This window comes from Tenacibaculum bernardetii (genome assembly GCF_029125915.1).
Classification (GTDB): Bacteria; Bacteroidota; Bacteroidia; order Flavobacteriales; family Flavobacteriaceae; genus Polaribacter; species Polaribacter bernardetii.
This window is the reverse complement of record NZ_JAQJCU010000003.1, coordinates 206,756-233,755: the sequence shown is the minus strand read 5'-3', so window position 1 is coordinate 233,755 and position 27,000 is coordinate 206,756. Positions and strand designations below refer to the sequence as shown.

Sequence of the window (27,000 nt, the reverse complement as noted above, 5' to 3'; positions counted from 1 at the left end):
ATGGACGATAATTTTTCACCACAAGTTAGAGATGTAATTACTTTCAGTAAAGAAGAAGCCTTAAGACTAGGGCATGATTTTATTGGAACAGAACACCTGTTATTAGGTTTGATTAGGAAAGGAGACGGTAAAGCCATTGAAATACTAACTACTTACGATGTAGATTTGGATTTAATGCGCAATAAATTAGAGAAATTAAACCCAACCACCCCATCAATAGCAAACATCGAAAAAAAGAGTTTGCACCTTACAAGACAAGCTGAAAAAGCAATAAAAACAACGTTTTTAGAAGCTAAATTATATCAAAGTAACTCTATAGACACTGCTCATTTGTTGTTATGTATTTTACGTAACGAAAATGACCCAACTACTAAACTACTTCAAAAATATGATGTAGGCTACGAAGAAGCTAAAGCGCTTTACAAGGAACTCCATGTAGAAGATACTTTTTCTTCTCCTACTGCCGAAACACCTTCTGAAGATGAATTTAGTAATGAAAAATCAAATCCTTTCGGGCAACAAACACCTAAAGGAAAACAAGCTAAAAAATCTAAAACTCCTGTTTTAGATAATTTCGGGCGCGATTTAACATTATTAGCAACCACTGGCAAATTAGACCCAGTTGTTGGTCGAATAAAAGAAATTGAACGTGTTTCTCAGATTTTAAGTCGACGTAAAAAGAACAATCCAATGTTAATTGGAGAGCCTGGTGTTGGTAAATCTGCCATAGCAGAAGGTTTAGCTTTAAGAATTGTAGAACGCAAAGTATCTCGTATTTTATTCGATAAAAGGATTGTTTCTTTAGATTTAGCCAGCTTAGTTGCCGGAACAAAATATAGAGGTCAGTTTGAGGAACGCATGAAAGCCCTAATGAACGAATTAGAGAAGAATGACGACATTATTTTATTTATCGACGAAATTCACACTATTGTTGGCGCAGGTGGTGCTACAGGCTCTTTAGATGCCTCTAACATGCTTAAACCAGCTTTGGCCCGTGGAGAAATTCAATGTATTGGTGCCACTACTTTAGACGAATTTAGAACTAACATCGAAAAAGATGGTGCTTTAGAGCGTCGTTTTCAGAAAGTAATTGTAGAACCTACAACGGTTGAAGAAACAGTACAAATTTTACATAACATTAAAGCTAAGTACGAAACTCATCACCAAGTATCATATACTGATGAAGCTATTGACGCTTGTGTAAAATTAACGAATCGCTACATGACAGATCGCTTTTTACCAGATAAAGCTATCGATGCTTTAGATGAAGCAGGATCTAGAATACATATAACCAATATTGTTGTTCCGCAACAAATATTAGAACTAGAAGCTAAACTAGAACAAATTCGCGAACAAAAAACAAAAGCTGTAAGCGGCCAGAAATACGAAGAAGCAGCAAAGCTACGTGACGACGAAAAAAATATTGAAACAGCGCTAGAATCTGCTCAAAACCAATGGGAAGAAGACGCTAAACTAAATAGAGAAATTGTTACCGAAGATAATGTTGCCGAAGTTGTTTCTATGATGACAGGAATACCTGTTAACAGAGTTGCCGAAGCAGAAAGTCATCGTTTAGCCGATTTACCTAACATGATTAAAGGTAAAGTTATAGGTCAAGATGATGCTGTAACCAAAGTAGTAAAAGCCATACAGCGTAATCGTGTAGGTTTAAAAGATCCCAATAAACCAATTGGTTCTTTTATTTTCTTAGGATCTACTGGAGTTGGAAAAACTCAATTAGCAAAAGTACTGGCTCGTGAATTATTTGACTCTAGCGATTCTTTAATCAGAATTGATATGAGTGAGTATATGGAAAAATTTGCTATTTCTCGTTTAATTGGTGCACCTCCAGGATATGTAGGTTATGAAGAAGGCGGACAGTTAACAGAAAAAGTTAGAAGAAAACCATATTCTGTAATACTTTTAGATGAAATTGAAAAAGCACATCCAGATGTTTTTAACATGCTTTTACAAGTTTTAGACGACGGACATATTACGGATAGTCTGGGTAGAAAAATCGATTTTAGAAACACTATTATTATTATGACTTCTAATATAGGAGCTCGTAAAGTAAAAGAATTTGGCGCTGGTGTTGGATTTGGTACTGCTTCTAAAAAAGATCAAGAAGATGCACATGTAAAAAGCATTATAGAAGGAGCTTTAAAAAAATCATTTGCTCCCGAATTTTTAAATCGTATTGATGATGTTATCATTTTTAACTCGTTAGAACGAGACGATATTCATAAAATTATCGACATCGAATTAGAAAAACTTTTAACGCGTATTGCTGATTTAGGCTATAAATTAATGTTAAGCGAAAAAGCTAAAGACTATATAGCAGATAAAGGATTCGATAAAAAGTATGGTGCAAGACCTTTAAAAAGAGCAATTCAGAAATACATTGAAGATGCTTTAGCTGAAGAGATTGTAAACTCTAAACTAGATGAAGGTGATACTATTTTTATGGATTTAGATGAAAAAGACAACAAGTTAATCATCAAAATAGAAAAAGGAGAAAAACCTACAGAATCTCGCACTGAAATAGGCGAGTAAAACATACAAAACTCCTAAACACTGTGTTTGGGAGTTTTATTTTTTCAAAAAACACAAGATACTTATAAGTAATTTTTCACTAAAGACCCAAAAAATAGTAAATATTTTGTTAAATTCTTTGATAAAAATTCTAAAAAAAGTAACTTCGGCCCCTAAATCCCTTATTAACAAAAATATTAAACAATGAAAAGACTAGTACTTTTAGCACTTATAGGAGTTACCATTATTTCATGTAAAAAAGAAAAACCAGTAAAAGATTACCTTATTCTATCTGGTAATATAGAGAACTTCAAAAAAAGAGATATTACTTTGGAAAGTTTTCGTTTTAGCAAGAAAATAAAATTCGATAAAAAAACAGGTTCTTTTTCTGATACTTTAAAAATTAATAGAGACGGTTATTATACTTTAATCGTTAATAAAAAACCTATTAATTTATACCTTAATGATACTGTAGATACAGCAATTAAACTTGATTACAAAAAAGCAGACAAAATCAGCTTTAAAGGGACCAATGCAAACATCAACAGCTATTTTGTTCAAAAAAAGAAAAAATTTTCTGAAATTTTAATAAACGCTAACAAGTTATTCTCTTTAAAGGAAGAAGCTTTCTTAGAAAAAATGGATGAATATAAAGATGCCTTAACAGAGCTGTCTATCGCTAATAATTTACCTACCGAATTCTTAAAGAGTGAAGTTAAAAACATTGATTATGAGTACTTAAGAAACTTAAGTAATTATGAAGTTTTTTACGCAACTTTAACAGGAGATAAAGATTTTAAAGTTTCAGAAGATTTCCCTGATCCATTAAAAGACTTTAATTACAGTAGTGGTGATGACTATGTAAATTCTTATTCTTATCGTAAAATGTTAGAAACTCAAATTGAGGCTTTAACTAAAGAGAAAAATAAAGAAGGAGAGGATTATTATTTAACATATTTAGAAACTGTTCAAACCGAAGTTAATGATACTTTAGCAAAGAATGATCTATTATATGAAAGTGCGAAAAGTAGTATTACTTTTACGACAAACTTAAAAGAATTTCATGATAAATTCATGGCTTACTCTACAAACAAAGAGAATAAAAAAGAAATTTCAATTAGTTATAATACGCTAAAATCTACAGCTAAAGGGCAACCAGCTCCTAAATTTAAAGATTTTGAAAACTATGCTGGTGGAACAACTTCTTTAGATGACTTACTAGGCAAAGGAAAGTACTTATATATTGATGTTTGGGCTACTTGGTGTGGTTTTTGTAAAAGAGAAATTCCTTTATTAAAGAAATTAGAAGAAGAATACCACGGAAAAAATATTGAGTTTGTAAGTATTAGTGTTGATGATAAAAATCAACATGAAAAATGGAAACAAACAATTGTAGATCGTGAAATGACAGGAATACAATTATTTAGTGGAAAAAAACAATCTGAATTAGAATGGGCTCAAAAATTCTTAATTAAAGGCTTGCCTAAGTTTATCATTATAGATCCTAATGGAAATATTGTAAACCCTAACGCTCCTGCACCTTCAGGAGGAGAAGAATTAATTAATATTTTTAATGAATTAAAAATATAAAATAATATAATCAGCATAAAAAAACCGCCAATTGGCGGTTTTTTTATGCTTCAAAATTTATTAATTAAATTGCAATTTTGAGAACCGAATAAAAAAAAGTAATTTCCCTTAAAATTGAGAAGAAATGAAAAAAATAATCCTATTATGTATTGCATGTGTTGGTTTTTTTTCATGTAAAAAAGAAAAACCAGTAAAAGACTACCTTATTTTATCTGGTAACATAGAGAACTTCAAAAAAAGAAATATTACTTTAGAAGGCTTTAATTTTACTAAAAAAATAAAATTCGATAAAAAAACTGGTTCTTTTTCTGACACTGTAAAGATTGACAGAGATGGTTATTACACATTAATGCTTAATAAAAAGCCTATTAATCTATACCTCACTGATACTGTTGATGTAAAATTATCTACTGACTACAAAAAAAATTCTTAAAGCAAAGTTTAAAGGAACCAGTGCGGATATCCAAAACTATTTCCTTCTTAAAAAGAAAGCTTGGAATGAGCATATAGCTAATCCTAATAAGTTTTTCTCTTTAGAAGAAGAAGCATTTTTAGAACAAATGGACGAATATAAAGATGCTTTAACGGAGTTATCTATTGCTAACAATTTACCTACTGAATTCTTAAAGAGTGAAGTAAAAAACATTGATTTTGAATATTTAAGAAACTTAAGTAATTATGAAGGTTATTATGGAACTTTAACTGGCAATGCCGATTTTAAAGTATCAGAAGATTTTCCTGACCCTTTAAAAGACTTTAATTACAGTAGTGGTGATGATTATGTAAATTCATATTCTTACCGTAAAATGTTAGGAGTCCAGATAAAGAAAATATCTCAAGAAAAAAATAAAGAAGGAGAAGATTACTATTTAACGTATTTAGAAACCGTACAAACTGAAGTAAATGACACCATTGCAAAAAATGATTTATTATACAAAAACGCTAAAGATGGTATAACTTACACTGATAATTTAAAAGAATTTCGTGATAAATTCATGGCATATTCTACCAATAAAAATCATAAAAAAGAAATATCTAATACCTATAACATTTTAAAAACTACCGCTAAAGGGCAACCAGCTCCTAAATTTAAAGATTTTAAAATTATAATGGAGGAAACACGTCTTTAGATGATTTATTAGGTAAAGGAAAATATTTATATATTGATGTTTGGGCTACTTGGTGTGCTTACTGTAAAAGAGAAATCCCTTTATTAAAGAAACTAGAAGAAGAATACCACGGAAAAAACATAGAGTTTGTAAGTATTAGTGTTGATGCTAATGATGATTATGACAAGTGGAAACAAACTATTGTTGATCGTGAAATGACAGGAATACAACTATTTAGCGGAAAAGAATTAGCAGATTTAGAATTGGCTCAGAAGTTTTTAATAAAAGGATTGCCTAAATTCATCATTATAGATCCTGATGGTAATATTGTAAACCCTAATGCGCCTGTACCATCTCAAGGGGAAAGGCTAATTAATATCTTTGATGAATTAAAAATATAATATAATTATATTTTAAAACAAAAAAACCGCCAATTGGCGGTTTTTTTTATGCTGATTATATACGTTTAAAATCTATTATCACCGTCTAAAATATTTCCTAAACCTCCTAAAACACTTCCTTCTCCTTTATCTCCTTTACCGTTTTGTGGCGCCATTGCTAAAACTCTACCAGCTAATCTGCTAAATGGTAAAGACTGAATATAAACCGTACCAGGACCTTGAAGTTTCGCAAAAAACAAACCTTCGCCACCAAACACTGTGTTTTTTATTCCGCCTACAAACTCAATATCATAATCCACATCTTTTGTAAAACCAATAATACAACCCGTATCTACCTTTAAAATTTCACCTGCTTGCAATACTTTTTTTGCCATTGTGCCTCCAGCATGCACAAAAGCCATTCCATCTCCCTCAAGTTTCTCCATTATAAAACCTTCTCCTCCAAACAACCCTCTTCCTAATCGCTTAGAAAACTCTATTCCGATAGATACTCCTTTTGCTGCACATAAAAAAGCATCTTTCTGACAAATAAACTTACCATCAAATTCTGATAAATCGATTGGTATAATTTTACCTGGATAAGGTGAAGCAAACGAAACTTGTTTTTTGCCACTTCCTTCGTTAGTATAAACGGTCATAAATAAACTCTCACCAGTAAGAATTCTTTTACCTGCTGAAAATATCTTACCTAACAAACCTGTTTCTTGATTAGAACCATCACCAAAAATAGTACTCATTTTCACATCAGCCTCCATCATCATAAAGCTTCCACTTTCGGCAACAACCCCTTCTTGTGGATCTAATTCAATTTCTACATACTGCATTTCTTCTCCGAAAATACGATAATCTATTTCGTGTGCGTTCATCTTTTTTGGTTTTAGTATTTAATAAATTAGACGTTCATAATTATTTTTTGTTACGGTTACGGTTACGGTTTCACTTTCAAACTCCACTCGAATTGAAATTTAGATACTGAAACTCCGTCTTTATTTATACCTTCTGAAGTTACCAAAACTGTTTGCCCCTCGCCTGTTTCTACTGATTTTTGTATTGCCGCTTTAATAGCCAAACCATCATTACACTCAAATACAATTCTGCCTGTTGCTTTTTTAGTAAAAGTAGCATTCATGTTTGTTACCAACATCGATACTTTTCTGTTAGATTTATCAATAGCCTGCATAACCAAAATACCTGTAGCTAATTCTGCAGCCATTCCTTGTACTGCCCAAAACATACTCTTAAAAGGATTCTGATTAATCCAGCGATGCTTTACGGTAACTAATGATTTTTCATCAGAAATAGATTTTACTTTAATTCCGCAGATATAAGCTGATGGTAATTTAAATAAGGTGAAAAAGTTAATTTTTCGAGGTGTAAACTTCATTTTATCAGTATTTATGGGCAATTTATAGCTTTTTTTTAATACTTCCTAAAACATAGTGAATGTTAAATAAATGTTAATTACAGTACTATGTATTGCATAATACCTTTTTAAAGATATATATTTGCATAGTACAGTATTATATAAATTATCTAATCATGCAAAAAAATAACGAAAACACCAACGCTTTCTTAATACACATATCCGCTTTTGCGGGATACTTATTCCCTTTAGGAAGTATTATAACTCCACTAATATTATGGCAAACGTTAAAGGATAAAAGTCAGTTTTTAGACAATCATGGTAAAGAAGCCGTAAACTTTAATATCAGTTTTGGTTTGTACATCTTTATATTAAGTGCTTCGTTTTTCTCTTTCTTTTTTGGAAGTTTTTTAGATATTTTTAATGGAATAGATATTGATTTTGGTGGGCATCATTCTTACAATGGCTTATTTGGCTTTATTGGAATCGCCTCATTAGTAAGTGTTGTTTCACTTATTAAAATAGCTTTAATAATTATCGCTGCCATGAAAGCAAATAAAGGAGAAAATTACACATACCCTTTTACAATTAATTTTATAAAATAACCTCATAAACCGCATTATATGAAGATAGAAAACACAAAAGCACAAATGCGTAAAGGAGTTTTAGAGTATTGCATTTTATCAATTTTACAAAATGATGACGCATACACTTCTGAAATACTTTCGACATTAAAAAGTGCTGAAATGATTGTGGTTGAAGGAACTATTTATCCGCTATTAACTCGTTTAAAAAACGCTGGATTATTAACGTATAGATGGGAAGAATCAACCTCAGGTCCGCCAAGAAAATACTATGTTTTAACCGAAAACGGTGGCATGTTTTTAAAAGAACTAAACAAAACATGGGGTAATTTAGTAAACGCAGTAAACCTAGTAACAAGTACAAAATCAACTAACGATGAATAAGACAATAAATATAAACTTAGGTGGATTCTTCTTTCATATAGATGAAATTGCTTATCAGAAATTAAAGCGCTATTTAGAGGCCATTGGGCGTTCTTTAAGCGATGACCCGCAGGGAAAAAACGAAATAATATCAGATATTGAAGCTCGTATTAGCGAACTTTTATCTGAAAGAATTACAGATGCTCGCCAAGTAATAAACGAAAACGATATTGAAGAGGTTATCGCTATTATGGGGCAACCCGAAGATTACGCTGAAGCTGAAGACAACTACAACGAGAACTCTTCATACAACTCAAGATCAACTAACCGATCATCTAAAAAATTATTTAGAGATGGTGATGATAAATTTTTAGGAGGTGTTTGCTCTGGTATTGCACATTATTTTAACCTGGATGTTATTTGGATTCGTATTGCTTTTATTGTTTTAGTAGCCTCTGGTTTCTCTCCGTTAGCCTACATAATCCTTTGGATTTTATTACCCGAAGCAAAAACAACTTCAGAGAAATTACAGATGGAAGGTGAAGCTGTAAATATTGATAATATTGAAAAAAAAATTCGTGACGAGTTTGAGTCTTTTTCAACAAAAATAAAAGATGGAGCAACTGGTATTTCAGAAAAAATATCGAGCGCAGATTACGAAAAAATGCGTGCGCAAACAAAATCTGGTTTTCAGGATTTTATAGACACTATGGGTAAAATTTTACTAACACTTTTTAAAGTGTTTGGTAAATTTATAGGAGTACTATTAATATTTATTGCTGGTATAACTATTGTTTCTTTACTGCTAGGTATATTTTCTATAGGAAGTTTAGAGTTTTTAAATGTTGATAGTGAATTTGTGCATTATCCGCCTTTCTTTTACGAATCGACTTTACCTAGGTGGTTACTGTCTATTTCATTATTTGTTTTAATCGGAATTCCGTTTATCGTATTATTCATTTTAGGGTTACGAATATTATCACCAAATATTAAAAAACTAAGTACCGGTGCTATCTTAACCTTATCAGGAATTTGGTTAGTATCTTTATTAGCTATCGGTTTTTCAGGTATCGAGTTTGCTACAACACATGCTTATAATGGTGCAAATATTAGTAAACACAGTATTAGTTACGCTATAAATGAACCTCTAAAAATTAGAGTAGTTAACGATGATAATATTTATTATAACCATAACCTACGCAACAGAAATAATTCGATTGGAGTTTCCGTTAATAATACTGAGTTAAAATACTCTAACGATATAAATATTGATGTTCGTAAAAGTGAAACTGGTAATGCTTATATCGAAATTAAAAAAACATCAGAAGGTAGAAAACGTAATAAGGCAAATGATAATGCTAAAGCGATTCAGTACAATTTTAAATCAGCAAATAACACCATTGTTTTTGATGCTTTCTTTTTAAGCGAATACAAAAACATCTGGAAAGATGAAGAGGTAAAAGCTACCATTTTCATACCAGAAGGAACAACAGTATATTTTGAAGGATCTTCTCGCAGATTTTTAAATGATGTTAAAAACACGAAAGATATTTATGACCGCGATATGGGGAACCATCATTTTAAAATGACAACAAAAGGTTTTGAATGTACCGATTGTGATGATGATACAACGAACAACAATCAAGATAATAACTGGAATTCTGACAACGACGAAGATGTAAGTTTTTTATTCGACAGTACTATTAACGATTTAAAAGCTGAATTTATTATCAGTAAAAAAACCACTAAAAAAGAGTTAGAAAAGCTAGTTACATGGTTTAAAAATAAAAAAAATATTGACATTAATATTGTGGATTCTAAATATAATAACAGTAACCAAATAGATAAAGTTACGCTAAGAATAAATTGCAATGATGGTTATAGAGGCGAATTAACAATCTCTAGCAATACTTTAAATGATATTTCTAAAGGTTTTAGACGAACTTATAATCAAGAACACAGAGGTTTAGCCTTTAAAACTTGGTAATCAAAAACAAAAACTATGGGAGCTATTTTCGATTTTTTCTTTAAAGGTAATTTTTTCTTAAAATTCGTCACACTTTTGTATGCCTTATTATTCTCTTTGATAACAAATGCACAAGTAGCTGAAATTCCGAATTACAAAGCTGTAGATGCTAATTTACATAATGAAATTGTAAAAATGGATAGCATTTATTTTACCGCATACAATACTTGTGACATGAAAACCCAAGCAAAGTTGTATGATGAAGATTTAGAGTTTTTTCATGACAAAGGAGGTTTATCAACTTCTAAAAGTGATCTTTTAAAAGCCTTAGAGAAAAACATATGTGGCAAAGTAAACCGAACTTTAATAAAAGGAAGTATTGAAGTATATCCGATAAAAAATTACGGCGCAATTCAAATTGGTTATCATAAGTTTTATAATAATCAAGAACCTAACGAAAAATCAGTTCCTAGTAAATTTATTGTTATTTGGAAACAAGAAAACAAACAATGGAAAATAACAAAAGTTATTAGCCTACATTAAAATATAGTTCACACTAAAAACATTAGTTCATTTGTTATAGCTAACTCCAATGACACTAATACTTGGTTTTATTAGTTTACTAAGTCAAAGCTTAATTGCTTTGGCTTTTTTATTTTTAATAACTTTGATTAATTCTTAATTTATTTAATAAAGCTTTTATCTTTGATAAATATAAATTGCAAAAGAAAAAATTTATGAAAAAAACATCTTTTATACTCTTTCTAATATTGATAAGTTGTAGTTCCCTTAAAGAGACTAAAAACTCATCTGAAAAGAAAAAAATAGAGATTTTTACTAACTCACAAAATTATACTCTAAAAATACCTAATCATTGGAAGACTGTAATTGATCATGATTTCATAAGTTATACACCTAAAGATTTAAATGATATTTTTCATAAAAATACTGTTAGAGTATTTAAAATCGCTCAAAAAGAAAAAACGTCTCTAAAGAAAATAATAGATGCCGAAATAAAAAAGCTAAAAAAAGTAATAAAAATAAATTCTCAACAGGTTATTAAAGATAAAACTCAATTCGGAACAACCTATATCCATCAATATAAACACAGTTGGAACCTAACTAATTATGAAGTAATAACATATTATTTTAAGGTTAAAAATAATTACTATTTATTTAGTTATTCTTCTGATGAAAGATTTCAAAAGAAATACTATTATGATGCTTTATCAATTTTCAAATCATTCACATTGAAATAAATCCTGAGCACTAAAGACAAACTACCTTAAAAAAACAATTCATAACAACAAAAACCCACACTTTATAAAGTGTGGGTTTTTGTTGTTTACGCTACTCCTAAAATTCTTTGAAGCGGAATAATTGTTGATTTTTTTAAGATGACCGACTTCTCTGTCAGTCCCCATATAGTAGTTTCTACCATTTTTAAACCAGTATCATCTACAAAGGTAATTCTTACTTTTCCTTTTTCTAGATTACCAAGAGCCAAAGCTCTTTTTAAATCTATAAAACGGTTAAGTTGATCATTTTTCTTTCCTAAAACTTCTGCTTTCGAAAAATTTAAAAATTTAATTTGTTCTTTTTCAATAATTTGAACATCGCTAATTGGTATCATATAATTGGGGAATTATAGGTTATTTACTAATACACATGAAAAACATAATATTTACCAAAAATAACAAATAACTACACTTTTCACAGTAAACATATGTTAATAAACACTATTAACTAATTAAACAATATAAATAACACATATTCTATACAATCCGTATTTAAAAACCATTTCCTTATTTTTACGATATGAAATACACTGTTTTAATATTATTATTCTCATTATTTGTTCAATCTCAGCAGCTACCAAAAGGGTTTTCTTATTTACAAGAAATAGTTCCTTCTATAAAAAAAGAACTTAGATATTGCTCTGATAATAATTTTGTAGGTACTGCGATTAATGGGTATCAAGAAAACACACTTATTATCACTACAAAAGCAGCCAAAGCATTAAGTAAAGTACAAGGCGAGTTACTAAAAAAAGAATTGAGCCTGAAAGTTTTTGATGCTTATCGACCCCAAACTGCCGTAAATCATTTTGTGAAATGGGCACGTGTTATGAATGACACAGTAATGAAACAGCAATACTATCCGAATGTTAAGAAAAGGCAGTTATTTAAAAAAGGATATATATCCTCAAAATCTGGTCATTCTCGAGGTAGCACAGTCGATTTAACTATTATCGATTTAAAAACAAATAAGGAGTTAGATATGGGAAGTCCTTATGATTTTTTCGGAATCTCTTCACATATTTTATATCCTAAATTAACCAAACAACAACAAGAAAACAGACAATTACTACAAACTATAATGCGTAAATATAATTTTAGACCTTATTCTAAAGAATGGTGGCATTTTACTTTAAGAAATGAACCTTTTCCTTCAACTTATTTTAAGTTTCCTATTCATTAAGAAACAACTGTTAAACATATTTCTAAAGTAATTACCTCTACTAAAACAACTTACATAATAAATAAGTTTTAACGCTTTGTTTAGACAAAGAAAAAAAATGGGCATTATATTTGCCTATATTTATTTGAAATGACAAAAAAACTGCACTTCTTTTTATTTATTATTACGTTAAGTATAAGCTCATATAATTTTGCGCAACTTGATGGTTCTTTTGGCAATAAAAAAAATAATAACTCTTCTTCTTTTGGCAATATACCTGCCACATCTAAAGAAGTTAAAAAACCAACATCGTTAGATTTTAAAAATAATGATGGTTTTAAAACGGCACATACTAAACAACAAAAGGGTCTTAAAAAGAAACAAGCTGAAAGAGATTTAGAGAATAAAGGTATTTTAACCAAAGCTAAAATAGCAGAGCAGCAATACCTAAAATCTTTCCAAAAAATAAACGGAATGTACAACTACCCTGTTATCGATCAAGATTTAGGGAGTTTTAGTACAAAATCTAAAAATGTAAATATTATTTGCAGGGATTTTCAGTATCCAGACGGAGATCAGGTAATGATCCTTGTAAATAATATTCCGGTAGTTAGTAATTTAACACTTAAACAAAACTACCAATCTTTTAACATCCCTTTAGATGAAGGTATAAATACGATTGAAATCATAGCCTTAAATCAAGGAAGTTCAGGCCCTAACACCGCAGGATTTAAAATTTTTAATGATGCAGGTATGCTTATTTCATCTAATCAATGGAATTTGGCTACAGGTGCAAAAGCATCAATTATTATAGCAAAGCAAAAAGATTAGAGTTCAAAGATTTTAGCACAAAAAAACCTTGCTATAACTTTTAACAAGAACTTTTTTAAAATTACCAAAAACTACTTACTTTTGTAGTTAGGTTTTAAAATACGCAAAACAAACAAACTTTAAATAAACAACTAATATATAATGAATAAAATAACCAAAGAAACCTATATCAATTGGTATAGAGACATGCTATTTTGGAGAAAGTTTGAAGATAAGTTAGCAGCTGTTTACATTCAACAGAAAGTAAGAGGTTTTTTACACTTATATAACGGTCAAGAGGCTGTTTTAGCTGGTTCATTACATGCAATGGATTTAACTAAAGATAAAATGATTACTGCATACCGTAACCACGTACAACCAATTGGTATGGGTGAAGATCCTAAACGTGTAATGGCAGAATTATATGGTAAAGTTACAGGTACCTCTAAAGGTATGGGTGGTTCTATGCACATTTTTTCAAAAGAATTTGGTTTTTACGGTGGTCACGGAATTGTTGGTGGTCAAATTCCGTTAGGAGCAGGATTAGCTTTTGGAGACAAATACAAAGGTAATGATGCCGTAACTCTTTGTTACTTTGGTGATGGAGCTGCACGTCAGGGATCATTGCATGAAACTTTTAACATGGCTATGAACTGGAAGTTACCAGTAATTTTCATCGTTGAAAACAATGGTTACGCAATGGGAACTTCTGTTGAAAGAACTGCTAACCACACTGATATCTGGAAGTTAGGTTTAGGATACGAAATGCCTTGTGGACCGGTAGACGGAATGAACCCTATTAAAGTTGCCGAAGCTGTTGATGAAGCTGTACAAAGAGCTCGTCGTGGTGAAGGACCTACTTTCTTAGAAATGAAAACATACCGATATAGAGGTCACTCAATGTCTGATGCACAACAATACCGTACAAAAGACGAAGTTGAAGAGTATAAAAAGATTGACCCTATTTCGCAAGTATTAGAGATCATTAAAGAAAACAAATATGCTTCTGAAGAAGAAATAGAAGCTATTAAAAAAGAAGTAAAAGAATCAGTAAAAGAATGTGAAAAGTTTGCTGATGAATCTCCATATCCTGAAATAAACCAATTACACGATATGGTATACGAACAAGAAGATTATCCATTTATAAAATCTAAGTAAACCATGGCTACAATTATAAACATGCCTCGCTTAAGCGACACGATGGAAGAAGGAGTGGTAGCTTCTTGGTTAAAAAACGTTGGAGACAAAGTTGAAGAAGGCGATATTTTAGCCGAAATTGAAACCGACAAAGCTACAATGGAGTTTGAATCTTTTCACGAAGGTGTTTTATTACACATTGGTGTTCAAGAAGGTGAAGGCGCTCCTGTTGATAGTTTATTGGCTATTATTGGTGAAGAAGGTGAAGACATTACTTCTTTATTAAACGAAAACACTGCCGATAAAGAAGAAAAGGAAGAAACTCCTAAGAAAGAAGAGGAAAGCGATAACAAAAATAACGCTGGCGAGAACGAAACAACAGCAACTCCTGAAGGTGCAATTGTTATTAACATGCCTCGACTAAGTGATACCATGGAAGAAGGTACTGTAGCTTCTTGGTTAAAAAGCGTTGGAGACAAAGTTGAAGAGGGTGATATTTTAGCTGAAATTGAAACTGATAAAGCTACAATGGAGTTTGAATCTTTTAACGAAGGTGTTTTATTACACATCGGTGTTCAAGAAGGTGAAGCTGCCCCTGTAGATACTTTACTTGCTATTATTGGTAAGGAAGGTACAGGTATTGATGCTGTATTAGCTTCTCAGAAATCAGGAAATGCAACTGCTGCTCCTAAAGAAGAGAACAAAAAAGCCGATCAAAAAGAGGAAAAAAATGTAGTTCCTGAAACTGCAACAACTCCTTCTGGAGGTAGAATATTTGCTTCTCCACTAGCTAAAAAAATAGCAACAGATAAAGGAATTAATTTAGCTGATGTTAAAGGTTCTGGAGAAAACGGACGTATCGTTAAAAAAGATGTAGAAAATTACACTCCATCTGCTAAAACTGATACTCCATCTGCCACAACTAAAACGAATACTAACACCTCTAATCCATCTGCAGTAAGAAACTTTGCTGTTGCCGGAGAAGAAAATACATCAGAAGTTAAAAATTCTCAAATGCGTAAAGCAATAGCTAAAGCATTAGGAAATTCTAAATTCTCTGCACCTCATTTCTACTTAAATATTGAAGTAGATATGGACAACGCAATGGCTTCTCGTAAAACAATTAATTCGATTCCTGATACCAAAGTATCATTTAACGATATGGTTGTAAAAGCGTGTGCTATGGCATTAAAAAAACATCCGAATGTAAACACTAGCTGGACAGATAACAATACGTTATTTCACAGTCATATTCACATTGGCGTTGCAGTAGCTGTTGATGAAGGTTTAGTAGTACCTGTTGTAAAACACACAGATGCTTTAAGCTTAACTCAAATAGGGTCTTCGGTTCGTGATTTAGCTGGTAAAGCAAGAAATAAGAAAATTACTCCTGCTGAAATGCAAGGAAGTACTTTTACGGTTTCTAACTTAGGAATGTTTGGTATCGAAAGCTTTACTTCTATTATAAATCAACCTAACTCAGCAATTTTATCTGTTGGAGCCATTGTACAAAAACCTGTTGTTAAAGACGGTGCTATTGTGGTCGGTAACACGATGAAATTAACTTTAGCTTGCGACCACAGAACGGTTGACGGTGCAGTTGGTGCTCAGTTTTTACAAACATTAAAAACATTTATTGAAAACCCTGTTGCAATGTTAGCATAGTTTTTCAATAATATTCTATAAAAAAAGCTCGCAATTTGCGAGCTTTTTTATTTTAATACTTTTTTTCGCTTGTACTACATGTGGTTCGCTATAGTAAACTATAAATTGAAAATAATTTCAATGTTTAAACTTTAAAACAAGCAATCTTATCGCTTTTTTTACAGCTGTTAAATCGACTTTCTTAGCAAACTTAAGTAGTATTAATAATTCTGTTTTGAAACGCTATAAAACAAGTTAAAACATCATTTACATTTAATGCAGAATACTTCGGGTTCTTACTCTTAAAAGTATTAATTGTTTTCATACTTTCTTCGGATAATATGTCTAACCCAAATTATTACCTAAATAACCTGATTTGAAATTAGGGTCTGATTGCTTCTTAGAGTTGATAATCTTACTTTTTTTTGTATTACAAAATACTCCATACCTACAAATACTTATCTAGATTTACCTTCTGATTTTTGATGTAGTTAATTCTATAATAGTTCTTTATCCTTTTAGTAAAAGCAACAAGAGTGTTTGCAAACTCTTTTTACCTACTGATAAGAAAAACCGTACAACATCCTATCCTTCTCTTTTAATTTTACTTCTATAACTATATTAAAGCGTTATTTAGCTGATAATCTTAAATATGAAATTGAATTTCAACTACAAAAGAACAATATAATGCCACAATTATTGAGCACACACACCCATAACGAATTTATGTTTTTCTTTTTTATCTTCAATAAAAACTCTTAAAAAACCATTTACAACGAAAATAAATTAGCATCTATTTATCTTGTATATTTATTTAAACTTTTCGCGTTTTATTCATCAACCAAAAATCAGCCAATACTAAAGCTGTTAATGCTTCTACAATTGGTACCGCTCTAGGAACTACACAAGGATCATGACGTCCTTTACCTTGTATTTCTGTTAATTCATTTTCTGAATTAATAGTTTGTTGATTTTGCATAATAGTAGCAACAGGCTTAAAAGCTACTCGGAAATAAATATCCATTCCGTTTGAAACGCCTCCTTGAATTCCTCCTGATAAATTTGATTGCGTGGTACCATCTTCATTAAAAATATCATTATGCTTAGAACCTTGCATTTTAGCGCCACAAAACCCGCTTCCGAATTCAAAGCCTTTTACAGCGTTAATAGATAACATTGCTTTACCTAGCTCTGCATGTAATTTATGAAAAATAGGCTCCCCTAAACCAATAGGCATATTTTGAGCTACACAAGTAATTGTACCACCAATGGTATCACCTGCTTTTTTAATTTCTTTAATTTTAGCAATCATCTTTTCTGCTGATGCTTCATCCGGACAGCGAACAGTATTACTTTCTGTTTTAGTGAAATCTAAGTCCTGATAAGGTTTCATCATAAAAACATCGCCAACAGATGAAGTAAACGCATTTATATTAATATGCTTAATTAATTGTTTTGCCAAAGCACCAGCAACTACCCAATTAGCAGTTTCACGTGCGGATGTACGACCACCACCCCTATAATCTCTTATTCCATATTTTTTATCATAGGTATAATCTGCATGCGAAGGGCGATATACATTTGTATTATGATTATAATCTTTACTTTTTTGATTGGTATTTTTTATTTGAAAACCAATAGATGCCCCAGTTGTTTTACCTTCAAAAATACCAGATAGGAACTCGACAGTATCTGGTTCTTTACGCTGGGTTACAATTTTAGATTGTCCTGGCTTACGCCGATCTAATTCTTTTTGAACGGCATTTAAGTCTACCTCCATCCCTGCCGGAAAACCATCTATAACTCCTCCTATTGCAATTCCATGTGATTCACCAAAAGTGGTTAGTTTTAAAATATTCCCAAATGAATTAAACATGCTTTATCTATTTTAAAACAAAAATAATTTATTTGAAATGAAAAACTATCGCTTTTAAACTATAATTATCTTAAAAACGATATTAAAATTAAATGGTTTTCGCTTTCTAATCTATTTAAATATCCCGTTTTTAAAAATAAATGTGCCTCAATGATATTTTTATAAAAAAAAATTCTTTTCACAAAAAAGCAAACTACCTGATAACAAAACAATTGCAGATACAACTCACTTTTTATCTAAAAAACATTAAAAAAAAGTTCATTATATTTTTTTAGAACTAAAAAAAGGTTCTATATTTGCACCCGCAATCAGGGAATACTTGATTAGCATGTCAGGAGAAATGGCAGAGTGGTCGAATGCGGCGGTCTTGAAAACCGTTGTCTGTAACAGGACCGGGGGTTCGAATCCCTCTTTCTCCGCAAAGCCGAAGCTAACGCTTCGGCTTTTTTTAGGGGATTAAAGAAAAAGCTTACTTTGTAAGCTTTTTTCGATTTTAAACATAATCAAAATACACATTAAACATCAAAGTTAGGTTACCCTATAAGTTACCCTTGAAAAAAAAGCGATATTTAGGGTAACTAAATTCTTTAGGGAATACTGAGGAATCCCTCGCTAACCTCCTGTTTTACTGATAATTTTACAAAAAATTAAAAACGTATTATTATGATTAAAACATTTTTCTATCTAAAAACAGACAAACAAAACAGCGAAGGAGAATCTCCTATTTATGCCAAAATTCAACTTAAAGGCAAAAAAACAACACTCAGTACTCGGAAATTCATCAGCAAAGAACGTTGGAAATCAACTAACAAACTAAGAAATAAACTTCGTTTAAATACCGAAAAGATAAGTAAGTCTGTAATAGATTTACTAGAATCTAAAATTGAAACAATTTACCTAGAATTATCAAAGAGCAACCCAAATACAACTCTTGACGATGTAAAAAATAAACTAAACGGTAAAGCAATAGGGATAAACGAAATAAATATTCTAGAACTTTTCCAAAAACACAACGATTATTTTAATAAGAAAGTTGAAGCTAATGAACGTAGTAAAGCCACCCTACAAAAATATAATAGAGCCAAAAATTTATTAACAAACTTTATTAAAATTAAACATGGTGAAACAAACTTTAACATAACCGACATTAACAATCAATTCATCTATAATTTGGAGTTATTTTTAAAATACGAATCTTCATTTAAAGGTAATATTGGAATAAGTCATAATTCTGTAGTGAAATATTTTCAATGTTTTAAAACCATATGTCAATATGGTATCAAACGGAATCTAATTAAAAGCAACCCCTTTTTATGTTATGATGAAAAACTCGTAATTAAGGAAGCTATTTTCCTAACAAAAGAAGAACTTGAAAGAATTGAAGCAAAGATATTCAGTTCAGAAAGACTTAACAGAGTCAAAGACATCTTTTTATTTTCATGCTATACCAGTTACGCTCCTATTGATGTTAAAAACCTAACTATCGATAATTTAATAAAAGATAATGACGATACACTATGGATTAAAACTAATCGAGCAAAAACTACTATAAAATCTAATGTCCCAGTTTTACCACCAGTTAAACGAATTATTGATAAGTACGCCCATTTAGATGGAGATAAGCTACTGCCAAGTATAAGCAACCAAAAGATTAACGAATATTTAAAAGAAATTTCTGATATATGCCGAATAGACAAAAAGTTAACTCACTATGTCGCCAGACATACGTTTGCAACAACGGTTACCCTTGGAAATGGAGTCTCAATTGAAAATGTTTCTTCCATGATGGGTCACACCCGAATAACAATGACCCAACATTATGCTAAAGTTTTAGATATAAACGTAAAGAACGATATGAATAAGCTAAGACAGAAATACGCATAGTCCTATATTTTTTATATTTTAGAAGCCCTCAATAACGAGGGCTTTTTTTATTAGAAATTTTATGAAACACCTTATTGACCTTAACAAAGAGATAGAAAAAATAGTTAATCCCGAAATTAACTTTCATCATGATTATCAAACTTTTTCATTTTTTAAAACATGGGTAGTTGAGGCTGATAATGAGTATTTTAATAATTGGGAAAAAAGAATTAAAGATAAAATCAATCATATTGCTGATTTAGACAGCCCTATCAAGGTTAAATTTATTAAAGTATTTCATCAAGATGTTTTACAAAAATATAAAGACCTTCTTAAACTAAATTTTAATAATTTAGATACAGTCAAGTCTACTATTCATAGCGAATATAAAACCTCTAAATCTATTGACAAACCGAAAAAACGATGTAGTGATATATCTTACGAAAAGGAAAGTGTTTTTTATATGTCCCACTACTATTACTACGAAGAAATTATATATAAACTTGGGAAGATTTTTTATAGTGACAATTATCTTCTATTAGAAGACCCAGAATATACATTAGAAGATGAGAAGTCCAACTTAGAAGAATTAATTCTTGAAAGTTTAGAGGTTGAAAATGAGGAAATTGAAAAAAAGGTGCTTGAAGCAAAAGAAGCCAATAGAGCCTTTCTTGAAAAAGAAGGTACAAAAAAAGAGGTAATCGAAAAGGAACTATCTAAAATTCACAGTGTAACTAAGGTAGATATTGAAGAAGAATTAGAAAAAGTGTATTCTTATGTTCATCTTTCTATTTGCCTAGACAATACTAAAACTGTATTAAAGAATATAATCAAACACCTAGATAACCTAGTCAATCTCATAAAAAAACTTGAAAACTATAAAGAAGACGAGTTTACACTAGATGAAATTCTTATTAACGACCCTACCGATATTAAACTTGAATATAAATTGAGTAAAATGGAAGTTGCTTTATTTTATAGAGCATTGCATGATACTGGTATTATCCATGTTAATAATCAAGGACAAAAGCACCCCTATACAAACTTGAAATCGTACATTGATAATTCCAATATTTATTATTTGGATAAAGCAAAAATGAGTAAAGTGAACGATATTACAAGGCAATTTGCTAGATTTCTAAATGATAATAAATACGAAAAGCACGAATTAAAAATGCTTAATCATATCATTGAAAAATTCAAATCTAGAATTGAATACATCAAAGCAAACCAAGAAGAAGGACTTGCTTAATTATTAATAGGGAATGCTAGGGAATCCCTCGCTACACCTAATAAAACCTCATATTTTTGCATCATAATAATTAAACAAAATATGTTATGATACAAAATGAATCACCTACAATTTTAATCAAGTTAGACAGATTGCAATCTCTATTTAATCCAGTAATAAATAAACTGGAAGCAATAGAAACAAAACTTCTTAAAAAGCAACAAGCTCCTAAAGGGTACTATCGAAATAAGGAGCTTAAGGCTTTATTTGGATTATCACCAAATACAATAATAAAATATAGGGAGTCTGGAAACATCCCATACACAATGATGGGTGAAGTGTACCTATACCCTATTTCTAAAATAGACGAGTTACTGACTAAAAACTCTAATTACTAAGATTATGTCAGTACGTTTATACATCCGAAGAGATATAGTTGAGTTTTTACACTATAAGCTTGAAACAATACCACCTTATAAAGATTTAGATTTTATGGATTTGAATAAAGGAACTTTATTCAATTATGATAGCAATAACTTTTATTGGATTTTAGATAAGTTATTAAACCAAAAACAGAATGGCATCAAACCAAAAGAAGATGGATATATTTCATTATGTTCTAAAATATTGATAGATAATTTAGGTAAACAATATCAAACATATATAAGTTATTTAGTAAATCACAGTTTTATACAAAGTAATAAAAGATATAAAGAATATGAATGTTTAAAGTATAAGATATGTATAGATTATTCTATTGAATTTATAAATTATAATACAAATGTCCTATCTATTCCAGACAATGAAGTAAACATAACACAAACCCCTGTAAATATTGATATTAACCCTGTTTTGAAAAACAGGAAAAAAAATGAACTTGTTACAGTTAGTTTTGATGTTAAATCTAAAATGTATAAACAAAAAATTAAGGAATATGAATTGGAATTAGGTAGAAACAGGAAGTACCCTCCATTTCTTAAAACCATGTCTCAATACTTTAGAAAAAACTTAAAAATAAACTACAATGAAGCAATTGAATATTGTAAAAACTATATTGATACTGAAACTGAAAAACTAGAACTAAAATTTAATATTGGTAAAATAAGCAAAAGAGAGTTTAACAAAGAAATAAAAAAACTTCCTAATCGCTATACCCAACGAATCATTTCTGTTAAAAACTTACATTTTGGTAAAAAGAATAAATCATTAAAATTCAATAGAAACAACTCTAACAAACGAGTAGATACGAATCTTACCTTTATGGCTAAGGATATTAGAAAGTTTATTGTAGGCATCGAAAACATGTCTTACCTAGACCTTTCTAATTCTCAACCAGTACTATTCAATATAATATTGAAAAAGCATTATAAAAATGCTAGTAATCAATTTAAAGAAGAAATTAAAAGATATTATTTAACAACTATTTCGGGGAATTGGTATGAAGAGTTATGTGATATTTTTAAACTTAACCGTAATTGTAATGAGGATAGAGAAATAGCAAAGAAAAACTGGATGAAAATTGCATACTCTAGGAATAAAAAGTATAAAGTTTTAAAAAATAAATTTAAACGGTATTACCCAAAAACCAACGAATTTATTGAAAAAATAAAATCTAATGACCACAGTCAATTTGCAATAAAATTACAACGTATTGAAAGTAAAATATTTATTGATGAAATATGTAAAGCACTTGTAGAAAAGAATATCATACCGTATTCCATCCATGATGGTGTTTTAGTTCCTAAAGAACAAAAGGACATTACTTATAATGTAATGATTGAAATATTAAATGAGCATATTGGAAGTATTCCTGTAATATCTATTGATGATAAAAAAGTGTATCGCCCAACTACCAAGGAGGAAAACTTAAAGATTCAATTTGAAAAACACTTTAGCACTTAGATTTTTCATTTTAAGCTTTCAATCTGAACTAGTTTATTAGAATCATTAAGTAGATAAACTGCACGAAATAATTAATTTTTCCTGTTTTTTACATCCAATGTTTTTTCCTAATCATGTTAGTTTATTAAAAAGTACTTTGTTTTAGTGTTTTAGCTGCGTATTTTAAAATTGCATGTTAGCCAGTAGGTGAGAGAAAAAGTACAAAAAAGTACATTTAGAACATTATGTGCTACTTATTATCTCCTCTAGGGAGGGAGGGTAAGAGAGGTCTTCCCTCCGTGGTAGTATAGGTAGAGTGTTTAATTGATAATGTACGCTGTAGTGTATATTTAATTTGTTTTGAGCTTTCCAATAGTTGGAATTATTACATGAAATACTCCATTATCATCCTTCAATAAAGAGAAGTCTTTTAAAATTGATTCATATAGAACATCTTCTAGTCCTTCATATTTTGTTTTTATCAATAAAATCAATTGTTGTTTAATTAACGTACTATAATTTGATTCCTCTTGCTCTTTTAAATTTTGATTGTTAACTTTCATTTTACTAAGCTATTTGTCGTGTTTCACATGATAAAAATTCTGCTAAAATAAGCTGGTCTAACTCATTGTTTTCATGCAACCAAATAAGTTCATTTTTTAAGCTTTCATTGCTATAATCAGCATCTTCTTGATACTGAATACTAACGTAATTTATTAATAGTTTTTTGGTGTAAGGAGTGTATAATAATTCGATATTTTCAATAGTCATTTCCATTTTTAATTTTTGTTAGTGTACTTGTTATTAAATTCATTAATAAGCGAAACGTGAATTCGCCAGCTATGTCTTTTTTTATATAATAAATTTGGTTGGTCTTTATACTTTTCTTTAAGTTCAGCAATACGGTAGCGAAAAGTACGTTCGCTAATGCCAGTAATTTCTAGTATCTCACCAAATTTTAAATGTGTTTTCTGTTTCATAGTAGTCTTTTATAATAAATATGCAGCTGCAAGTAAAAAGTTGAATTATTAGTTAAATATTTTAAATAAATTTTATTCAGTAAAGTGTATCACTAAGCTATACTGATAATTCAGTAGATTTAAGTATCTTCACTTTTTCAAAAAAATTACTATAAAATTACACATGACAAACGTTAAAGAATCTGCAAATTTTATTTGGTCGATAGCCGACTTATTACGTGGTGATTACCGCCAAAGCGACTACGGTAAGGTAGTCTTACCTTTTACAGTTTTAAGGCGTTTAGATTGCGTTTTAAAAGCTACTAAAGCCGATGTTTTAAAGAAGCACGAGCAAGTAAAAAGCATGAATATTCAGAATTTAGACCCTATTTTAAACAAGGTTGCTGGATATAATTTTCATAATTCTAGTTTATTCGATTTTGATAAACTAATTGCAGACCCAAATAATATAGCTTCCAATTTGCGAAACTATATCAATGGATTTTCAGAGGAAGCGAGAGAAATAATTGAGCAGTTTGAATTCGATAATCAGATTACAAAATTGGAAGAATCCAACTTACTTTTCATGGTGCTGAAACGTTTCCAAGAAGTAGATTTACATCCAGCGCAAATTTCTAGTATGGAAATGGGTTACATGTTTGAAGAATTGATTAGAAAGTTTGCCGAAATATCCAACGAAACCGCTGGGGAACACTTTACACCTCGTGAAGTCATTCGCTTAATGGTAAATCTATTGTTTATGAACGATAGAGAGATTCTAACACAAAAGGGAATTGTAAAAACTATTTTCGATTGTTGTGCTGGTACTGGTGGTATGTTGTCGGTAGCCGAAGAATACTTAAACGAATTAAATCCAGATGCGAGATTAGAAGTGTTCGGACAAGAATTAAATCCAGAATCGTATGCCATCTGTAAATCCGATATGTTAATCAAAGGTCAAAAACCAGATAACATTGCCAAAGGAAACAGTTTAAAAAGTAAAGACGATGTAAAGCTAAAAGGCGACCAGTTTATAAATCATAAGTTCGATTATTTAATTACCAATCCGCCATTTGGCGTAAAATGGGGAAAAGTACAGAAGGAAGTAACAGAGGAACACCAATCGCTTGGTCATGGTGGTCGTTTTGGTGCTGGTTTACCTTCGGTTAGCGATGGTTCGTTTTTATTCTTGATGAGTTTAATGTCTAAAATGAAACCTAAAGACCAAGGAGGTTCTCGTTTAGCCATTGTATTTAACGGTTCGCCATTGTTTTCGGGTTCGCCAAGTAGCAAGAAAAACGAAAGTAGTATTCGTCAATGGATTATAGAAAACGACCTTTTAGAAAGCGTTATCGCTTTACCTAATCAATTATTTTACAATACTGGTATAAGTACTTATATCTGGATAATTAGTAACCACAAGGCTACAGAACGAAAAGGAAAAGTTCAGCTGATAAATGCTGTAGACTACTTTAAAAAAATGAGTAAATCTTTAGGGGATAAACGTAATGAGTTATCCGACCAACATATACAAGATATTACCAAACTATATGGCGATTTCTCAGCAAACGAACATTGTAAAATATTCGATAATACCGATTTTGGTTATGCTAAAGTAACCGTAGAACGTCCGTTGGTAGAAAACGGAAAACCAGTTACCGATAAAAAAGGAAATCCGAAACCAGATGCTAAATTACGTGATACCGAAAACATACCGTTAAAAGAAGATGTTGCTAATTATATGAAACGTGAAGTATTGCCACACGTGCCAGATGCTTGGGTAGATGAAAAGAAAACGAAAATTGGTTACGAAATTAACTTTACCAAATACTTCTACCAATACAAACCACTAAGGTCTTTAGCTGATATTAAAGCAGACATTTTGGCTTTAGAAGAAGAAACCGATGGTTTAATTAAAACCGTTATGGTATAAGTATGAAGCAATACGAAACATACAAAGATTCTGGAGTAGAATGGTTAGGCGAAATCCCAGAACATTGGGAGGTAAAAAGATTAAAGTTTCTTGGTGATGCTATAGGAGGAGTTACCTATTCACCAAAAGACATTGTTGAAAATGAAGAAGAAGGTACACTGGTATTAAGGTCTTCAAATATTCAAAAAGGTGAATTATATTTAGAGGATAACGTTTATATTAATACTGAAATTCAAGAAAAAAAGACATTAAGAAATGGAGATATATTAATATGTTCAAGAAACGGAAGTCGTCATCTTATAGGTAAGAATATCTGTATAGATGAACGAACAGAAGGAGAAACGTTTGGAGCATTTATGATGATTTTTAGGTCTAAAAACTCAAAGTTTTTATATCAATTCTTTAATTCACCAATTTTTAAATCTCAATCTGGTCTATTTTTAACAGCAACCATTAATCAATTAACATCGGGTACATTAAATAATTTTTATATAGCAATTCCAAAATCTTTAGAAGAACAAACCCAAATAGCCAATTACCTCAACCAAAAAACAGCTCAATTAGACACATTAATTGCTAAAAAAGAGCAGTTAATAAACCTATTACAAGAAGAGCGCACTGCAATGATTAATCATGCAGTTACCAAAGGTTTAGACCCAAATGTACCAATGAAAGATTCTGGTATTGAGTGGCTGGGTGAGATTCCAGCTCATTGGGAGGTTAAGAAATTGAAATATGTTTGTCAACTAGTTAGTGATAAGACCAAAGAAAAACCAGATTACGTTTTAGCTTTGGAAAATATTACGAGTTGGTCTGAGGAAATTATTGGTAATCCTTTTGAAAATAAAATGGAAGGTGATTCTAATTTGTTCCAAGAAAATGATATTTTATTCAATAAGCTTAGACCTTATTTAGCAAAAGTTGTTAAAGCTACAAGAAATGGTGGATGCGTAGGTGAATTATTAGTTCTTAGACCAGAAAAAAAGATTTGTCCAAATTTTCTTTACCGAAGATTAAGTTCTGAAATGATTATTACAATTGTTGATGGTTCAACTTATGGAACAAAAATGCCTAGAGCAAGTTGGGATAAATTTATTAGCAATATTCAAATAGGTGTACCGCCTAGAGAAGAACAAGAACAAATATCTGATTACATTGAAACTAAGCTTAATTATTCTAAAAGTATAGTCGAGAAATATCAAAAAGAAATAGAACTTTTAAAAGAATACAAAACCGCATTAATTAGCGAAGTAGTTACTGGTAAGGTAGATGTAAGAGAAGAAGTTTTAAATTAGCAC

26 protein-coding genes, 1 tRNA gene and 1 pseudogene are annotated in these 27,000 nt (G+C 30.5%); 21 read left to right on the top strand and 7 right to left on the bottom strand.

Features of this window, described 5'->3' with window-relative positions; all coding sequences use genetic code 11:
• The 5 genes and pseudogenes from P2G10_RS04090 to P2G10_RS04070 form a co-directional block, all read left to right on the top strand.
• Nucleotides 1-2,553, top strand: coding sequence for an ATP-dependent Clp protease ATP-binding subunit (locus P2G10_RS04090; RefSeq protein ID WP_275315288.1), 2,553 nt, complete (start codon nt 1-3; stop codon nt 2,551-2,553).
• Nucleotides 2,554-2,736: 183 nt separating this feature from the next.
• On the top strand, nt 2,737-4,122 hold the full coding sequence (locus P2G10_RS04085; RefSeq protein ID WP_275315287.1) for a TlpA family protein disulfide reductase: 1,386 nt from the start codon (nt 2,737-2,739) through the stop codon (nt 4,120-4,122).
• Nucleotides 4,123-4,246: 124 nt separating this feature from the next.
• On the top strand, nt 4,247-4,555 hold the full coding sequence (locus P2G10_RS04080; RefSeq protein WP_275315285.1) for a hypothetical protein: 309 nt from the start codon (nt 4,247-4,249) through the stop codon (nt 4,553-4,555).
• A 127-nt stretch (nt 4,556-4,682) separates the two neighbouring features.
• A complete protein-coding gene (locus tag P2G10_RS04075; protein WP_275315284.1) occupies nt 4,683-5,252 on the top strand; it encodes a hypothetical protein in 570 nt (189 codons plus the stop codon).
• Nucleotides 5,253-5,275: 23 nt separating this feature from the next.
• Nucleotides 5,276-5,632 (top strand): annotated as a pseudogene (locus tag P2G10_RS04070) (TlpA family protein disulfide reductase); the annotation flags it as partial.
• A 65-nt stretch (nt 5,633-5,697) separates the two neighbouring features.
• Here P2G10_RS04070 and P2G10_RS04065 read toward each other — a convergent pair.
• Both P2G10_RS04065 and P2G10_RS04060 read right to left on the bottom strand, forming a co-directional pair.
• Nucleotides 5,698-6,498, bottom strand: coding sequence for a TIGR00266 family protein (locus tag P2G10_RS04065; RefSeq protein ID WP_275315283.1), 801 nt, complete (start codon nt 6,496-6,498; stop codon nt 5,698-5,700).
• Nucleotides 6,499-6,560: 62 nt separating this feature from the next.
• Nucleotides 6,561-7,016, bottom strand: a complete 456-nt coding sequence (locus tag P2G10_RS04060; protein WP_275315282.1) for a DUF4442 domain-containing protein — start codon at nt 7,014-7,016, stop codon at nt 6,561-6,563.
• Nucleotides 7,017-7,171: 155 nt separating this feature from the next.
• On the opposite strand from P2G10_RS04060, the gene P2G10_RS04055 reads away from it, so the two are divergent.
• From P2G10_RS04055 to P2G10_RS04035, 5 genes are all read left to right on the top strand, one after another.
• Nucleotides 7,172-7,600 (top strand): DUF4870 domain-containing protein, encoded by a 429-nt coding sequence (locus tag P2G10_RS04055; RefSeq protein WP_218771083.1) that lies wholly within the window; start codon nt 7,172-7,174, stop codon nt 7,598-7,600.
• A gap of 18 nt (nt 7,601-7,618) precedes the next feature.
• Nucleotides 7,619-7,963, top strand: coding sequence for a PadR family transcriptional regulator (locus P2G10_RS04050; RefSeq protein ID WP_218771084.1), 345 nt, complete (start codon nt 7,619-7,621; stop codon nt 7,961-7,963).
• Nucleotides 7,956-9,929 carry a PspC domain-containing protein gene (locus P2G10_RS04045; RefSeq protein WP_275315280.1) on the top strand — a complete coding sequence of 658 codons (1,974 nt, stop codon included), beginning with the start codon at nt 7,956-7,958 and terminating at the stop codon, nt 9,927-9,929. The genes P2G10_RS04050 and P2G10_RS04045 overlap by 8 nt, the downstream gene beginning before the upstream one ends.
• 15 nt (nt 9,930-9,944) lie before the next feature.
• Nucleotides 9,945-10,451 (top strand): nuclear transport factor 2 family protein, encoded by a 507-nt coding sequence (locus P2G10_RS04040; protein WP_275315279.1) that lies wholly within the window; start codon nt 9,945-9,947, stop codon nt 10,449-10,451.
• A gap of 194 nt (nt 10,452-10,645) precedes the next feature.
• Nucleotides 10,646-11,167, top strand: a complete 522-nt coding sequence (locus P2G10_RS04035; RefSeq protein WP_275315278.1) for a hypothetical protein — start codon at nt 10,646-10,648, stop codon at nt 11,165-11,167.
• Between the two features lie 86 nt (nt 11,168-11,253).
• On the opposite strand, the gene P2G10_RS04030 is transcribed toward P2G10_RS04035, so the two are convergent.
• Nucleotides 11,254-11,541 (bottom strand): hypothetical protein, encoded by a 288-nt coding sequence (locus P2G10_RS04030; RefSeq protein WP_218771088.1) that lies wholly within the window; start codon nt 11,539-11,541, stop codon nt 11,254-11,256.
• A 185-nt stretch (nt 11,542-11,726) separates the two neighbouring features.
• Between P2G10_RS04030 and P2G10_RS04025 the strand changes: the two genes are divergently transcribed.
• From P2G10_RS04025 to P2G10_RS04010, 4 genes are all read left to right on the top strand, one after another.
• Nucleotides 11,727-12,389, top strand: a complete 663-nt coding sequence (locus P2G10_RS04025) for a M15 family metallopeptidase (protein ID WP_275315277.1) — start codon at nt 11,727-11,729, stop codon at nt 12,387-12,389.
• 129 nt (nt 12,390-12,518) lie between these two features.
• Entirely contained in the window at nt 12,519-13,199 is a 681-nt protein-coding gene (locus P2G10_RS04020; RefSeq protein WP_275315276.1) for a hypothetical protein, read from the top strand.
• 141 nt (nt 13,200-13,340) lie between these two features.
• Entirely contained in the window at nt 13,341-14,336 is a 996-nt protein-coding gene (gene pdhA / locus P2G10_RS04015) for a pyruvate dehydrogenase (acetyl-transferring) E1 component subunit alpha (RefSeq protein WP_275315275.1), read from the top strand.
• Between the two features lie 3 nt (nt 14,337-14,339).
• Nucleotides 14,340-15,980 carry a pyruvate dehydrogenase complex dihydrolipoamide acetyltransferase gene (locus P2G10_RS04010; RefSeq protein WP_275315274.1) on the top strand — a complete coding sequence of 547 codons (1,641 nt, stop codon included), beginning with the start codon at nt 14,340-14,342 and terminating at the stop codon, nt 15,978-15,980.
• A 793-nt stretch (nt 15,981-16,773) separates the two neighbouring features.
• On the opposite strand, the gene aroC is transcribed toward P2G10_RS04010, so the two are convergent.
• Nucleotides 16,774-17,835 (bottom strand): chorismate synthase, encoded by a 1,062-nt coding sequence (aroC, locus tag P2G10_RS04005; RefSeq protein WP_275315273.1) that lies wholly within the window; start codon nt 17,833-17,835, stop codon nt 16,774-16,776.
• 334 nt (nt 17,836-18,169) lie between these two features.
• Between aroC and P2G10_RS04000 the strand changes: the two genes are divergently transcribed.
• From P2G10_RS04000 to P2G10_RS03980, 5 genes are all read left to right on the top strand, one after another.
• A tRNA-Ser gene (locus tag P2G10_RS04000) sits at nt 18,170-18,254 on the top strand.
• A gap of 244 nt (nt 18,255-18,498) precedes the next feature.
• A complete protein-coding gene (locus P2G10_RS03995; protein ID WP_275315271.1) occupies nt 18,499-19,719 on the top strand; it encodes a site-specific integrase in 1,221 nt (406 codons plus the stop codon).
• Between the two features lie 61 nt (nt 19,720-19,780).
• A complete protein-coding gene (locus tag P2G10_RS03990) occupies nt 19,781-20,950 on the top strand; it encodes a hypothetical protein (protein ID WP_275315270.1) in 1,170 nt (389 codons plus the stop codon).
• A gap of 86 nt (nt 20,951-21,036) precedes the next feature.
• A complete protein-coding gene (locus P2G10_RS03985; RefSeq protein ID WP_275315269.1) occupies nt 21,037-21,327 on the top strand; it encodes a helix-turn-helix domain-containing protein in 291 nt (96 codons plus the stop codon).
• Between the two features lie 4 nt (nt 21,328-21,331).
• Entirely contained in the window at nt 21,332-22,831 is a 1,500-nt protein-coding gene (locus P2G10_RS03980) for a hypothetical protein (RefSeq protein WP_275315268.1), read from the top strand.
• A 329-nt stretch (nt 22,832-23,160) separates the two neighbouring features.
• On the opposite strand, the gene P2G10_RS03975 is transcribed toward P2G10_RS03980, so the two are convergent.
• From P2G10_RS03975 to P2G10_RS03965, 3 genes are read right to left on the bottom strand one after another with little or no spacing between them, the layout of a single operon-like run.
• Nucleotides 23,161-23,373, bottom strand: coding sequence for a hypothetical protein (locus P2G10_RS03975; protein ID WP_275315267.1), 213 nt, complete (start codon nt 23,371-23,373; stop codon nt 23,161-23,163).
• Nucleotides 23,374-23,377: 4 nt separating this feature from the next.
• A complete protein-coding gene (locus tag P2G10_RS03970) occupies nt 23,378-23,587 on the bottom strand; it encodes a hypothetical protein (protein WP_275315266.1) in 210 nt (69 codons plus the stop codon).
• Between the two features lie 2 nt (nt 23,588-23,589).
• Nucleotides 23,590-23,790 carry a hypothetical protein gene (locus P2G10_RS03965; protein WP_275315265.1) on the bottom strand — a complete coding sequence of 67 codons (201 nt, stop codon included), beginning with the start codon at nt 23,788-23,790 and terminating at the stop codon, nt 23,590-23,592.
• 163 nt (nt 23,791-23,953) lie between these two features.
• Between P2G10_RS03965 and P2G10_RS03960 the strand changes: the two genes are divergently transcribed.
• Both P2G10_RS03960 and P2G10_RS03955 read left to right on the top strand, forming a co-directional pair.
• The gene (locus tag P2G10_RS03960) at nt 23,954-25,702 is read left to right on the top strand and encodes a type I restriction-modification system subunit M (protein WP_275315264.1); all 1,749 of its coding nucleotides are present in this window, start codon (nt 23,954-23,956) and stop codon (nt 25,700-25,702) included.
• 2 nt (nt 25,703-25,704) lie between these two features.
• Nucleotides 25,705-26,997, top strand: coding sequence for a restriction endonuclease subunit S (locus tag P2G10_RS03955; protein ID WP_275315262.1), 1,293 nt, complete (start codon nt 25,705-25,707; stop codon nt 26,995-26,997).
• The last annotated feature ends 3 nt before the right edge of the window (nt 26,998-27,000 follow it).

What these genes read in the sequence shown, in the direction of transcription:
- P2G10_RS04090 (WP_275315288.1), top strand. Translation starts at nt 1, where the DNA reads ATGGACGATAATTTTTCACCACAAGTTAGAGATGTAATTACTTTCAGT.
- P2G10_RS04085 (WP_275315287.1), top strand. Translation starts at nt 2,737, where the DNA reads ATGAAAAGACTAGTACTTTTAGCACTTATAGGAGTTACCATTATTTCA.
- P2G10_RS04080 (WP_275315285.1), top strand. Translation starts at nt 4,247, where the DNA reads ATGAAAAAAATAATCCTATTATGTATTGCATGTGTTGGTTTTTTTTCA.
- P2G10_RS04075 (WP_275315284.1), top strand. Translation starts at nt 4,683, where the DNA reads ATGGACGAATATAAAGATGCTTTAACGGAGTTATCTATTGCTAACAAT.
- P2G10_RS04065 (WP_275315283.1), bottom strand. Translation starts at nt 6,498, where the DNA reads ATGAACGCACACGAAATAGATTATCGTATTTTCGGAGAAGAAATGCAG.
- P2G10_RS04060 (WP_275315282.1), bottom strand. Translation starts at nt 7,016, where the DNA reads ATGAAGTTTACACCTCGAAAAATTAACTTTTTCACCTTATTTAAATTA.
- P2G10_RS04055 (WP_218771083.1), top strand. Translation starts at nt 7,172, where the DNA reads ATGCAAAAAAATAACGAAAACACCAACGCTTTCTTAATACACATATCC.
- P2G10_RS04050 (WP_218771084.1), top strand. Translation starts at nt 7,619, where the DNA reads ATGAAGATAGAAAACACAAAAGCACAAATGCGTAAAGGAGTTTTAGAG.
- P2G10_RS04045 (WP_275315280.1), top strand. Translation starts at nt 7,956, where the DNA reads ATGAATAAGACAATAAATATAAACTTAGGTGGATTCTTCTTTCATATA.
- P2G10_RS04040 (WP_275315279.1), top strand. Translation starts at nt 9,945, where the DNA reads ATGGGAGCTATTTTCGATTTTTTCTTTAAAGGTAATTTTTTCTTAAAA.
- P2G10_RS04035 (WP_275315278.1), top strand. Translation starts at nt 10,646, where the DNA reads ATGAAAAAAACATCTTTTATACTCTTTCTAATATTGATAAGTTGTAGT.
- P2G10_RS04030 (WP_218771088.1), bottom strand. Translation starts at nt 11,541, where the DNA reads ATGATACCAATTAGCGATGTTCAAATTATTGAAAAAGAACAAATTAAA.
- P2G10_RS04025 (WP_275315277.1), top strand. Translation starts at nt 11,727, where the DNA reads ATGAAATACACTGTTTTAATATTATTATTCTCATTATTTGTTCAATCT.
- P2G10_RS04020 (WP_275315276.1), top strand. Translation starts at nt 12,519, where the DNA reads ATGACAAAAAAACTGCACTTCTTTTTATTTATTATTACGTTAAGTATA.
- pdhA (WP_275315275.1), top strand. Translation starts at nt 13,341, where the DNA reads ATGAATAAAATAACCAAAGAAACCTATATCAATTGGTATAGAGACATG.
- P2G10_RS04010 (WP_275315274.1), top strand. Translation starts at nt 14,340, where the DNA reads ATGGCTACAATTATAAACATGCCTCGCTTAAGCGACACGATGGAAGAA.
- aroC (WP_275315273.1), bottom strand. Translation starts at nt 17,835, where the DNA reads ATGTTTAATTCATTTGGGAATATTTTAAAACTAACCACTTTTGGTGAA.
- P2G10_RS03995 (WP_275315271.1), top strand. Translation starts at nt 18,499, where the DNA reads ATGATTAAAACATTTTTCTATCTAAAAACAGACAAACAAAACAGCGAA.
- P2G10_RS03990 (WP_275315270.1), top strand. Translation starts at nt 19,781, where the DNA reads ATGAAACACCTTATTGACCTTAACAAAGAGATAGAAAAAATAGTTAAT.
- P2G10_RS03985 (WP_275315269.1), top strand. Translation starts at nt 21,037, where the DNA reads ATGATACAAAATGAATCACCTACAATTTTAATCAAGTTAGACAGATTG.
- P2G10_RS03980 (WP_275315268.1), top strand. Translation starts at nt 21,332, where the DNA reads ATGTCAGTACGTTTATACATCCGAAGAGATATAGTTGAGTTTTTACAC.
- P2G10_RS03975 (WP_275315267.1), bottom strand. Translation starts at nt 23,373, where the DNA reads ATGAAAGTTAACAATCAAAATTTAAAAGAGCAAGAGGAATCAAATTAT.
- P2G10_RS03970 (WP_275315266.1), bottom strand. Translation starts at nt 23,587, where the DNA reads ATGGAAATGACTATTGAAAATATCGAATTATTATACACTCCTTACACC.
- P2G10_RS03965 (WP_275315265.1), bottom strand. Translation starts at nt 23,790, where the DNA reads ATGAAACAGAAAACACATTTAAAATTTGGTGAGATACTAGAAATTACT.
- P2G10_RS03960 (WP_275315264.1), top strand. Translation starts at nt 23,954, where the DNA reads ATGACAAACGTTAAAGAATCTGCAAATTTTATTTGGTCGATAGCCGAC.
- P2G10_RS03955 (WP_275315262.1), top strand. Translation starts at nt 25,705, where the DNA reads ATGAAGCAATACGAAACATACAAAGATTCTGGAGTAGAATGGTTAGGC.